The organism is Variovorax sp. P4_D9 (assembly GCF_056401695.1).
The window spans coordinates 1-11,342 of record NZ_JBFUIU010000262.1 but is presented as its reverse complement, the minus strand read 5'-3'; the positions used below and the strand labels follow the sequence as shown (position 1 = coordinate 11,342).

Genomic DNA, 11,342 nt, shown 5'->3' with positions numbered 1-11,342 from the left:
GAGATGAAGAAACGCGGCAGCAAGGATGGCGATCTGATCGGCCTGCTGTCGGCCTCGGGCGCGATGTCAGAGACCATTCCGCCGAGCATCGTGCTGATCACGGTCGGCTCGGTGACGGGAGTGTCGATCACCTCGCTGTTCGTCGGCGGGCTGATGCCGGCGGTGGTCGGGCTGGTGCTGATGGCGATCGTGGTCTGGTGGCAGACCCGCCGCGAAGACATGTCCGGCGTCACCAAGGCATCGCGCCGCCAGATCGGCAAGCTGCTGCTGGTGGCACTGCCCGCGCTCGCGCTGCCCGTGATCATTCGCACCGCGGTGGTCGAAGGCGTCGCGACGGCCACCGAGGTCTCGACAATCGGCATCTTCTATACCTTGCTGGCGGGCCTGTTCATCTACCGCCAGTTCGACTGGCGGCGCATCTATCCGATGCTGCTCGACACGGCGTCGCTCTCGGGCGCGATCCTGCTGATCGTCGGCTGCGCCACCGCGATGGCATGGGCCCTGACCCAGTCGGGCTTCGCGCAGGACCTGGTCAAGATCATGACCGCGGTGCCGGGCGGCAAGATGGGCTTCCTGCTGGTGTCCGCGCTCGCCTTCGTGGTGCTGGGCAGCCTGCTCGAAGGCATCCCCGCGATCGTGCTGTTCGGGCCGCTGCTGTTTCCGATCGCCAAGCTGGTCGGCGTCAACGAGGTGCACTACGCGATGGTCGTCATCTTCGCGATGGGGCTCGGCCTCTTCGCGCCACCTTTCGGAGTCGGCTTCTACGCCGCCTGCGCCATCGGACGCGTGTCGCCCGACGTCGCGATGCCGCGCGTGTGGCCGCACATGGCGGCGCTCTTCTTCGCCTTACTGCTGCTGGTCTTCGTGCCATGGTTCTCGATCGGCTTCCTGTAGCCAACGGCCATCGGCCGCCCAACCACCGGCACTCGCCGCCATCACTCATTCCTGCTGGAGACTGAATTGAAAATCGAACGCATCCAGACCATCGTCACCTGCCCGGGCCGCAACTTCGTCACCGTCAAGATCGTCACTGACGAAGGGGTTGTCGGGCTGGGCGATGCCACGCTCAACGGCCGCGAGCTGGCGGTCAAGGCCTACCTCGACGAGCACTTGTTCCCCTGCCTGATCGGCCGCGATCCGCGCAACATCGAGGACATCTGGCAGTACCTCTACCGCGGCGCCTATTGGCGGCGCGGTCCCGTGACGATGACCGCCATCGCCGCCATCGACATGGCGCTCTGGGACATCAAGGGAAAACTGGCCGGCATGCCGGTGTACCAATTGCTGGGCGGCAAGAGCCGCGATGGCCTCATGGTCTACGGCCACGCCAACGGCCGCGACCACGCCGAGGCCATCGAGGCGGTCCAGAAACACAAGGAGGAAGGCTTCAAGGCCATCCGCGTGCAGTCCGGCGTGCCGGGGCTCGAGAAGACCTATGGGGTCGGCAAGACCAAGGGCTATTACGAGCCGGCCGAAAAAGGCCTGCCACCCGAAGAACCCTGGGACACATCGCTCTACCTGCGCCACACGCCAGAACTGTTCCGCAAGGTGCGCGAGGCGGTCGGCTTCGACACGCATCTGCTGCACGACGCCCACCACCGCCTGACGCCGATCGAGGCTGGCCGCCTCGGCAAGGAACTCGAGCCCTACAGCCTTTTCTGGATCGAGGACGCGACGCCGGCCGAGAACCAGGAAGCCTTTCGCCTGATCCGGCAGCACACGACCACGCCGCTGGCGATCGGCGAGGTCTTCAACTCGATCTGGGACTGCAAGGACCTCATCAGCGAGCAGTTGATCGACTACATCCGCTCCACCATCACGCATGCGGGCGGCATCACGCACGTGCGTCGCATCGCCGACTTTGCAGCGATGTACCAGGTGCGCACCGGCTTCCATGGCGCCACCGACCTGTCGCCGGTGTCCATGGCCGCTGCCGTGAACTTCGGCCTTTGGGTGCCCAACTTCGGCATCCAGGAACTGATGCCGCACTCGCCGCTGACCGACGAGGTGTTCCCGCACAACTACCGCTACGAGGACGGCTACTTGGTCATGGACGAGGTGCCGGGCCTCGGCGTCGACATCGATGAAGAGCTGGCGGCGAAATACCCCTACGAGCGAGCCTATCTGCCGGTCGCGCGGCTGCGCGACGGCTCGATGTGGAACTGGTAGCCGCCTGCATCGGGCCTTCGAAACAGCGTACGAAACACAAGGAATCCATCATGCTCAGCGTCGTCGTCGATCAACCCAACAGCATGGCCGTCGTCGAACGGCCCCTGCCCGAGCCCGCGGTCGGCGAGGTGCGCGTTCGCGTGCGCTTCGCGGGCATCTGCGGCTCCGACCTGCACATATTCCACGGTCACAATCCCTTCGTCTCGTATCCCAGGATCATCGGCCACGAGTTCGTCGGTCGTATCGAATCGGTCGGCGCCGGCGTCAGCGCGTCGCGCATCGGCGAGACCGTGGTGGTCGACCCGGTGATCAGTTGCGGCCAATGCCATGCGTGCCTGATCGGGCGGCAGAACGTGTGCAGCCGCCTGCAAGTGATTGGCGTGCATCGCGATGGCGGCTTCAGCCAGTACGCCTGCGCGCCGGAAAAGAATGCCTACGTGGTGCCGAAGGGCCTGGCCGACGCCAGCGCGTCGGTGATCGAGCCCTTTGCGGTGGCGGCGAACGTCACCAGCCGTACCGGCGTGTTCCCGAGCGATGTCGCGCTGATCTACGGTGCCGGGCCGGTCGGGCTTAACCTGATGCAGGTGCTCAAGCGCGTCTACGGGATTCGCGCCTTCATCACCGATCACTTCGACGAGCGTCTGGCGCTGGCGCTGCAATGCGGCGCGGCAGAAGACGAGATCATCAACACCGCGCGAGAATCCCTGCCCGAAGCGCTGGCCAAACGCGGCGTCGAGGGCGGGCCGACCCTGATCTACGACGCGGTCTGCCATCCGTCGATCCTCGAGGAAGCGGTTCGCATCGCCGCGCCGGCGGGGYGCATTGGGGTGCTCGGCTTTTCGTCGACGCCTTCCGCCATCCCGCAGCAGGAACTGACGAAAAAGGAGCTGACGCTCTATGCCTCGCGCCTCAACTGCGCGATGTTCCCGACCGTGATCGACTGGATCACGCGCGGACTGGTCGATCCCGGCCGCATCATCAGCCACAAGGTCGACTTCCGCGACGTGGCGGGCGCCTTCGACATTGCGGAGCGCAACCCGCGCTACAGCTGCAAGGTGCTGCTCGACTTCGGCGTCGAAGCCTGAGCGCGACCGCAGGGAAAGGCGCACGCCGGACGCAAATGCCTATATGAGCTCCGCGATGGCCTTTCCCATTTCCAGGGTGCTGGCCTTGCCACCGAGATCGCCGGTGCGAGGTCCGTCCTTCAGCACCTGCTCGATGGCAGCGAGCATCGCGTCGTGCGCCTCGCGCTCACCCAGGAAATCCAGCATCAGTGCACCCGACCAGATCATCGCTATCGGGTTGGCGATCCCTTTTCCGTAGATGTCGGGCGCCGAACCGTGCACGGGCTCGAACAGCGACGGGAACTTGCGCTCCGGGTTCAGGTTGGCCGACGGCGCCAGGCCGATCGTGCCGGTACAAGCCGGTCCCAGGTCGGACAGGATGTCGCCGAACAGGTTGCTCGCCACCACCACATCGAAGCGCTGAGGCTGCAGCACGAAACGCGCGGTGAGGATGTCGATGTGCTGTTTTTCCACCTTCACCTCGGGGTAGCCACAGCCCACGGCATCGGCGCGACCGTCCCACCAGGGCATGCTGATGGCGATCCCGTTGCTCTTGGTCGCCACCGTCAGGTGCTTGCGGGGGCGTGACTGGGCGAGCTCATAGGCGTACTTGAGCACGCGATCGGTGCCGAAGCGGCTCATCACCGTCTCCTGCACCACGATCTCCCGCTCGGTACCCTCGTACATGATCCCGCCGAGGTTGGTGTACTCGCCCTCGGTGTTCTCGCGCACGATGTAGAAGTCGATGTCGCCTGCCTTGCGCCCTGCCAGGGGACACGCCACGCCTTCGAACAGGCGCGCGGGGCGCAGGTTGATGTACTGGTCGAACTCGCGGCGAAACTTCAACAGGGAACCCCACAGCGACACATGATCGGGCACTGTGTCGGGCCAGCCGACCGCACCGAAATAGATCGCATCCTGTACTTCGAGCTGTGCCTTCCAGTCCGCGGGCATCATGTCGCCGTGCTGCCGATGGTAGTCGCAGCTCGCCCACTCGATGTTCGTGAATTGCAGGTCGAAGCCGAAGCGGCTCGCGGCCTTCTCCAGCACCCGATGGCCCTCCGGCATGACCTCCTTGCCGATTCCGTCGCCAGGGATGCTGGCGATCTTCAGTGTCCTGTTGTGGCTCGTGCCCATGGTGCTTGTTCCAAGTTGAAATATTCGGTTCAGTACGCCGCGCCGCCGGCCGCGCTCATCGCGCTCTCGGTGCCCAGGCCGAAGTCGCTTGCCAGCCGGCGCGCGCCCTGGACCATCAGCGTCACGTCGATGCCGACGGCGACGAAGGTGGCGCCGAGTTCCAGGTAGTGGCGGGCCAGCCCGGCGTCGGCGGTGAGGGTGCCGGCGGCCTTGCCGCTGGCGACGATGGTTCGAATGGCTTGGTCGATCGCGGCCTGCACCTCCGGATGACCGGGTGCGCCGCGATGGCCCATCGAGGTGGCCAGGTCGGCGGGGCCGATGAAGACGCCGTCGACGCCATCGACTGCACAGATGGCCGGCAGATGGGTCAATGCCGTCCTCGTCTCGGCCTGCACCAGCAGGCACACCTCGTCGTTGGCGGCGCCCAGATAGTCGCGGCGGGCACCCCAACGGGAAGCGCGCGCCACGGCGGCGCCGACGCCGCGGATGCCCTCGGGCGGATAGCGCGTGGCGGCCACCAGTGCCCGCGCCTGCTCCGGCGTGTCGACCATCGGGACCAGCAGGTTCTGCGCGCCGATGTCGAGCAATTGCTTGATGAGCGCCGTGTCGCCGGTCACTGCGCGGACCACCGGCTGCGCCGGGTAGGCTGCCACTGCCTGTAGTTGGGCGAGCGTGCTGCGCACGTCGTTGGGAGCGTGCTCGCCGTCGATCAGCAGCCACTGGAATCCGGCCGTGGCACAGGCCTCGGCAGCGTAGGGCTGTGCCAGCGAGAGCCACAGGCCGATCTGCGCTCGTCCGGCGGCCAGTGCCTGCTTGAATGGGTTGTTCATCGCGTCGTGCTCCGATCAGTCGAGTTGGCCCTGGCACACGTACTTGGTGTGCAGGTAGTCGTCAAGCCCGTGCACCGAGCCTTCGCGGCCATAGCCGGATTCCTTGACGCCGCCGAATGGAGCGGCCTCGGCCGCCAAGGCGCCCTCGTTGATGCCGACGATGCCCGACTCGAGCGCGTCCGCGACGCGCCAGACGCGACGCGCGTCATTCGAGTAGAAGTAGGCGGCCAGCCCGAAAGGCGTGTCGTTGGCCGCRGCGACCACCTCGTCCTCGGTCTCGAAGCGGGTCAGGGCCGCCACCGGGCCGAAGGTCTCTTCGCGGGCGCAGGCCATGGTCGAGTCGGCGCCCACCAGAACGGTGGGTGCGAAGTAGTGGACACCGAGCTGCGGCAGACGTTCGCCGCCGGCCAGCACCTTCGCCCCGCGCGACACTGCATCCTGAACATGGCGCTCGACCTTCTCGACCGCGCGCGCATTGATCATCGGCCCGATCTGCGATGCCGGATCACTGGCCGGCCCGACCTTGAGGGCGCCGACCCGCGCCGCCAGCTTGTCGGCGAAGGCGTCGTGCACCCTGCTCTGCACGAATACCCGGTTGGGGCAGACGCAGGTCTGGCCGCCGTTGCGGAACTTGGAGGCCATCAGGCCCTCCACGGCGGCGTCGAGATCGGCGTCCTCGAACACGATGAAAGGCGCATTGCCGCCGAGCTCGAGCGAGAGCTTCTTGAGCGTGTCGGCCGAACGCCGCGCCAGGTGCTTGCCCACCGGTGTCGAGCCGGTGAAGGTGAGCTTGCGCACGCGCGCATCGTCGAGCCAGGCGTCGACCACTTCCGGCGTCTTCTCGCGCGAAGCCGTGACGATGTTGATGACACCCGCAGGCACGCCAGCCTCTTCGGCCAGCCTCACCAGCGCGAGCGAAGTCAGGGGCGTGTCCTCAGCCGGCTTGCAGACGACGGTGCAACCGGCGGCGAGCGCGGGCGCAATCTTGCGGGCAATCATCGCGGCCGGGAAGTTCCATGGCGTGATCGCCGCGACCACGCCCACCGGCTCCTTCATCGCGAACATGCGCCGACCCCGAACGGGCGCTGGGATGATCTCGCCGTTGATTCGCGTGGCTTCCTCGGCGAACCATTCGATGTAGCTTGCCGCATAGGCAACCTCGCCCTTGCCTTCGGCAAGCGGCTTGCCCTGCTCCAGCGAAATGAGCGTGCCGAGGTCGTCCTGGTTCGCCATGACGAGATCGTTCCAGCGCTTGATGATCTGGGCGCGTTGCTTGGCCGGGACCTTGCGCCACGAGGCGAAGGCCTGGTGCGCGGCGTCGGCCGCCGCGCGCGCTTCCGCGGCGCCGGAATCGGGCACTTGGGCGATCAGCGCGCCGCACGCCGGGTCCGTGACGTCGAGCTTGCCGCCGGTGGCTTCACGCCACTGGCCGGCGATGTAGTTGGCACCGCGCAGCAGCTCGGTGCGTTGAAGGGTCAGCGACATGGTGGGTCTCGTCGATCTTGAAAGCTGAAGAAGTGAGGTGCCTGACGCCGCGAGTCATCGCGGCGACCAAGTGATGGTCCGCCGGCGGCGCTAGCTGACGATGCCCATGTGCCAGGGCACGAACTCGTGGTCGCCCAGTCCCAGCAGCTCGCTCTTCGTCTTGTCTCCGGAGGCGGCGCGAAGGATCTGGTCGAAGATGCGCTGCCCCATCTGCTGCACGTCGACCTCGCCGTCGAGCACCGCGCCGCAGTTGATGTCCATGTCCTCTTCCAGTCGCGTGAACATCGGCGTGTTGCTCGCGAGCTTGATCGTCGGTGCCGGCTTGCTGCCGAACATCGAGCCGCGCCCGGTCGTGAAGCAGATCAGGTTGGCGCCACTGGCGATCTGGCCGGTGGAAGCGACCGGATCGTAGCCGGGAGAATCCATGAACACGAAGCCGGCCTTGTCGATCGGCTCGGCGTATTCGTACACCGCCTGCAGCGGCGTGGTGCCGCCTTTCATGGCCGAGCCGAGCGATTTCTCGAAGATGTTGGCCAGGCCGCCCGCCTGGTTTCCGGGGCCAACGACGCCATTGAACTGACCATTGTGGCCGCGCGTGTACGCCTCCCACCAGGCGAGTCGATCGAGCAGTTTCTGGCCGACCTCCGGACTGACCGCGCGGCGGGTGAGCATGAACTCGACGCCGTGGATCTCGGGCGTCTCCGACAGGATCGCGGTGCCGCCATGACGCACCAGGATGTCCATCGCCGCCCCGAGCGCGGGGTTGGCGGTGATGCCGGAAAAACCGTCGGAACCGCCGCATTCGAGTCCGATCTTCAGGTGCGCGGCACTGACGGGCTGGCGCCGGATGTCGTTGGCGACCGGCAGCATGGCTTCGATGGCTGCGATGCCGGCGGCGATCGTCGCGCGGGTGCCGCCGGTATCCTGCATCACGAAGGTCTTGACGTGGCTGCCGAGCGTCAGGCCCTGTGAGGCGACGAGGTCGGCCACCTGGTTCCGTTCGCAGCCCAGCCCGACGATCAGCACGCCGGCCAGGTTGGGGTGGCGGGCGTAGCCGGCGATGGTCCGGCGCAGGACGTCGAAGTGCTCGCTGGGAGACGACATGCCGCAGCCGCTGGTCTGCGCGAAGGCGACCACCCCATCGACGTTCGGAAAGGCCGCCAGCCGCTCGGGCGTGAAGTGCGCCGCGATGTGGTGAATGGCAGTGGCCGAGCAGTTCACCGACGAGATCAGGCCGATGAAGTTGCGAGTCGCGACGCGCCCATCGGGGCGCACGATGCCCATGAAGGTCGCGCGCTCGGCTTCCGGCACGTAGTCGACGGGCCGGACGTCTTCACAGAAACCGGGGTCCCGGTCGAAGTCGATCAGCGCCAGATTGTGCGTGTGCACGTGTTCGCCCGCTTCGATGTCGCGCATGGCCGCGCCGATCACCGTGTCGTACTTCTTCACCGGCTCGCCGGCCGGGATGCGGCAGGCTGCGATCTTGTGGCCCGCCGGCACCTGAGCGCGCATGCGCAGGCCGAACTCGGGCAACTCTTGCCCGAGGCCGATCGGCGAGCGGGCGATCAACACGTTGTCATTGGCGTGCAGGCGTATCAGCGCAGATGCAGCATCGAGCTTCGGGGTCGCGGGGGCGAGAGGTGCAGTCATGGCGGATCTCCGGCGTTCAGTTCTTGCTCATCAGTTCCTTGAGCTTGAGCCGTTCGATCAGCGATTTCTCCTTGGCATAGCTCGCGGCCACGTACTTCTCGTAGTCCGGGGCATCGAGGTACAGCAAGGGCGCATCGATCCTGGCGCAGGCCGCGGTGAACTCGGGGCTGTTCGCGGCGACCTTGAACGCCGCGCGCAGGCTGGCCAGCACCTCGGCCGGTATGCCCTTGGGAGCGCCGATGCCGTTGGGTGCATCCACGACCACGTTGTAGCCCGACTCTTTCAACGTCGGCACGTCCTTGAACTCGGTGGTGCGTTGATCCCCCCAGGTCGCCAGCAGGCGCAACTTGCCGGCCTTCACATGCGGCGCCCATGAACTCGAATCGGCAAGCACATCGATGTGGCCGCCCATCAGGGCCTGTAGCGCCTCGGCCCCGCCCTTGAAGGGAATCGCGTTGAACTTGACACCTGCAGCCATGGCGAACTCTTCCATGCCGACATGCGTCGCGCCGCCCAGTCCCGCGGTGCCGTAGGTGATCTTGTCCGGATTCGCCTTGGCATCCGCCACCAGGTCCTTGAGCGTCTTCCACGGGGCCTCGGTGCGCACGGCGATGCCGAAGGTCTGGCCCGAGACGCGGGCGATGTAGGTGAGGTCCTTCATCGGATCGATCTGCACCGTGCCCAATTGCGAGAAGCGCGTCACCGAAATCGGGATCTGTCCGATGGTGTAGCCATCGGGCTTTGCCGAGGCGAGCGCCTTCAGCCCGATCATGCCGGACGCCCCGGCCTTGTTGTCCACCACCACCGGCTGGCCGAGCTCCTTGGCGGCGGCCGAGCACAGCGCGCGCATCGTGACGTCCGCGGTGCCGCCCGCTGGCCAGGGGCAGATGAATGTCACCGGACGATCCGGGTAGCCGGCCGCGAAAGCGCGGCTAGTGGAAAGGGGAAGCACAGCGGCAGCGAGGCTGCCGAGCATGAACTGGCGGCGATCGGATCTCATCGTTTTGTCTCCTGATGTTCGGCGGGAAGATCGGATTGTTCGTCTTTGGATCATTACAATCCAATCAAAAAATAGACTCTCTTCATTCGGAATTGGTTATGGAGCTCACATGGCCGAGATCGACCGGGTATTGCGATCGAACCTGAAGCTGCGCCACCTGCAGCTGCTGGTGGCGCTGGATGAATTCCGGCACCTTGGGCGCGCTGCCGAGTTTCTGTCCGTGAGCCAGCCGGCGGTGTCCAAGACGCTGGTCGAGATCGAGCGCATGTTCGGCCTCGATCTGTTCGTGCGTTCCACGCGCGGCACCGAACCCACTGCCTATGGTCAGGCCGTGGTTCGCTTCGCCCGTTCGGTGCTGGCGGATTTCGGCCGTACGCGCGACGAGATCGCCGCCGTGGCCGGCGGTGCGGCCGGCCGCACGAGTGTCGGAGCGATGGTCGTGGCAATGCCCTCCCTTCTGGTGCGTGCCGTCGCGTTGGTCAAGCAGCGTTCGGCGCGCACCACGGTGCTGGTCGAGGAAGGCGATTTGACGAGGCTTCTCCCGAGGCTGCGCGTCGGCGAACTCGATCTCTTCGTAGGCCGGCTGGAGCCGGGCTATGCGTCGCCCGATCTGGACACCGAGCCGCTCTACGCCGAGCCGATGTGCATCGTCGTGCGTCCCGACCACGCGCTTGCGCGCGACACGAGAGTCGACTGGAAGAAGCTCGCCGGCGTTCCCTGGGTCGTTCCACCGCCGTGGGCATCTTCGCGGGTCAAGCTCGAGCAGATGTTCTACAAGCATGGCCTCGCGCCGCCCACCGACATCGTGGAGACGGCATCGTTTCTTGCCACGCTGACCTTCGTGCGCGAACGCCCTGCGGTGGGGTTCCTCGCCCGCGGCGTGGCGCGACATTTCGAGACCGAGGGCCTGGTCAAGGTTCTGAAGCTCAAGGTGCCGATCGAACTGCCACCGGTGGGGATGATTACCCTGCGAGGACGTCTTCGCACCCCGGCGACGGAGCAGCTGATGGACTGTTTGCGGCTGACGGCCGCAGGCGTGGAGCCGAGTCCTTCATGAAAAAAATCTGGGAAGCTGGCGCGAGACGACTGACACTTGGCCGTGCCGGCGCGAGATGATGGCGCTTATGAACACCTTTGAAGTATCCATCCCAACGCCTGGCATCAATGAGCCGAATCCCTTCCAAGGCGAACAGCCAGGTGTCCTCTTCGGCTTGCCGATGCCGATGGCGCGGGCCATGGCCCTGCGGGGCGAAGCCATCGGCGATGGCCGCGCCCGCATTCGCATGGGCTTCCAGTCCGATCAAACCAACAGCCGCGGCGATGTGCATGGCGGTGCCATCGCGTCGCTGCTGGATTGCGCACTGGCGGCGGCCGTGCGCTCGCACGATCCTGCAGCGTTCGGGGTGGTCACCATCGACCTCACGCTGCACTTCGTTTCCGCCGGCAGCGGTGACCTGATTGCAACCACCTGTTGCGAACGGCGCGGTCGCTCGATCAGCTTCGCGCGTGGCGAGGTTCGGACCGAGGACGGGACGCTGGTCGCGATGGCCACCGGTACCTTCAAGCTTGTCGCGCGATCTGCCGCGCCCTGATCCAAGCGGCGCAGATGGAGTTCCTCACGCGTCACTTCAGCGGCGGGTGCAACTCCAATGGCTCCTGTGTCGCTCATACTCTATCTCCTCGACTTCTTTCAGCGAGGCTCCTTCGCTCCTGCCAGCTCCACCAAGCCTTGCCACTTGGCGAATTCCTTGGGCATCGCGCACTGCTGTCCAAGACAGGCGAATCCGGCGGATGACATGCTGAACTGACGCGGGTTCCGGACGGCTTGTGTGTGGATTTCAGGATCGTGCCCCCATGGGTGCTGTCCAACATCAAGTGAATGCGAATGCGCCCTGGGGTGATTCGTCGGGATCGGGCGGCGCTGTGAACGGCTCGTCGATCCACGCCATCAGATCACGGTGGGTAAACAGATTCATGCGCAGCAGCGCCACCAGGTTGGCCATGCTC

The 11,342-nt window shown here is 66.0% G+C and carries 10 protein-coding genes; 5 read left to right on the top strand and 5 right to left on the bottom strand.

The window, feature by feature from the left end:
* The 3 genes from AC1DY5_RS25695 to AC1DY5_RS25685 all read left to right on the top strand — a co-directional run.
* The coding region (locus tag AC1DY5_RS25695; protein ID WP_478115946.1) for a TRAP transporter large permease subunit at nt 1–894 on the top strand (894 nt) is incomplete at its 5' end.
* A 66-nt stretch (nt 895–960) separates the two neighbouring features.
* Nucleotides 961–2,169, top strand: a complete 1,209-nt coding sequence (gene manD / locus AC1DY5_RS25690) for a D-mannonate dehydratase ManD (RefSeq protein WP_478115944.1) — start codon at nt 961–963, stop codon at nt 2,167–2,169.
* A gap of 50 nt (nt 2,170–2,219) precedes the next feature.
* Nucleotides 2,220–3,254 carry a Zn-dependent oxidoreductase gene (locus AC1DY5_RS25685; RefSeq protein ID WP_478115942.1) on the top strand — a complete coding sequence of 345 codons (1,035 nt, stop codon included), beginning with the start codon at nt 2,220–2,222 and terminating at the stop codon, nt 3,252–3,254.
* A 39-nt stretch (nt 3,255–3,293) separates the two neighbouring features.
* On the opposite strand, the gene AC1DY5_RS25680 is transcribed toward AC1DY5_RS25685, so the two are convergent.
* The 5 genes from AC1DY5_RS25680 to AC1DY5_RS25660 all read right to left on the bottom strand — a co-directional run bounded on the left by AC1DY5_RS25680 (nt 3,294) and on the right by AC1DY5_RS25660 (nt 9,335).
* On the bottom strand, nt 3,294–4,370 hold the full coding sequence (locus AC1DY5_RS25680) for a tartrate dehydrogenase (RefSeq protein ID WP_478115940.1): 1,077 nt from the start codon (nt 4,368–4,370) through the stop codon (nt 3,294–3,296).
* 29 nt (nt 4,371–4,399) lie between these two features.
* Complete coding sequence (gene hpaI, locus AC1DY5_RS25675; protein ID WP_478115939.1) at nt 4,400–5,200, bottom strand: 4-hydroxy-2-oxoheptanedioate aldolase; 801 nt, start codon at nt 5,198–5,200, stop codon at nt 4,400–4,402.
* Nucleotides 5,201–5,215: 15 nt separating this feature from the next.
* Nucleotides 5,216–6,685, bottom strand: coding sequence for an NAD-dependent succinate-semialdehyde dehydrogenase (locus AC1DY5_RS25670; RefSeq protein ID WP_478115937.1), 1,470 nt, complete (start codon nt 6,683–6,685; stop codon nt 5,216–5,218).
* 90 nt (nt 6,686–6,775) lie between these two features.
* Nucleotides 6,776–8,335 carry a UxaA family hydrolase gene (locus tag AC1DY5_RS25665; RefSeq protein ID WP_478115935.1) on the bottom strand — a complete coding sequence of 520 codons (1,560 nt, stop codon included), beginning with the start codon at nt 8,333–8,335 and terminating at the stop codon, nt 6,776–6,778.
* 16 nt (nt 8,336–8,351) lie between these two features.
* Nucleotides 8,352–9,335, bottom strand: coding sequence for a Bug family tripartite tricarboxylate transporter substrate binding protein (locus AC1DY5_RS25660; protein WP_478115933.1), 984 nt, complete (start codon nt 9,333–9,335; stop codon nt 8,352–8,354).
* A 109-nt stretch (nt 9,336–9,444) separates the two neighbouring features.
* On the opposite strand from AC1DY5_RS25660, the gene AC1DY5_RS25655 reads away from it, so the two are divergent.
* Nucleotides 9,445–10,392, top strand: a complete 948-nt coding sequence (locus tag AC1DY5_RS25655; RefSeq protein ID WP_478115948.1) for a LysR substrate-binding domain-containing protein — start codon at nt 9,445–9,447, stop codon at nt 10,390–10,392.
* 166 nt (nt 10,393–10,558) lie between these two features.
* Nucleotides 10,559–10,927 carry a PaaI family thioesterase gene (locus AC1DY5_RS25650; RefSeq protein WP_478115931.1) on the top strand — a complete coding sequence of 123 codons (369 nt, stop codon included), beginning with the start codon at nt 10,559–10,561 and terminating at the stop codon, nt 10,925–10,927.
* The last annotated feature ends 415 nt before the right edge of the window (nt 10,928–11,342 follow it).

Coding starts and splice junctions, on each gene's coding strand:
- AC1DY5_RS25680 (WP_478115940.1), bottom strand. CDS start 4,370: ATGGGCACGAGCCACAACAGGACACTGAAGATCGCCAGCATCCCTGGC.
- AC1DY5_RS25655 (WP_478115948.1), top strand. CDS start 9,445: ATGGCCGAGATCGACCGGGTATTGCGATCGAACCTGAAGCTGCGCCAC.
- AC1DY5_RS25660 (WP_478115933.1), bottom strand. CDS start 9,335: ATGAGATCCGATCGCCGCCAGTTCATGCTCGGCAGCCTCGCTGCCGCT.
- AC1DY5_RS25665 (WP_478115935.1), bottom strand. CDS start 8,335: ATGACTGCACCTCTCGCCCCCGCGACCCCGAAGCTCGATGCTGCATCT.
- hpaI (WP_478115939.1), bottom strand. CDS start 5,200: ATGAACAACCCATTCAAGCAGGCACTGGCCGCCGGACGAGCGCAGATC.
- AC1DY5_RS25650 (WP_478115931.1), top strand. CDS start 10,559: ATGGCGCGGGCCATGGCCCTGCGGGGCGAAGCCATCGGCGATGGCCGC.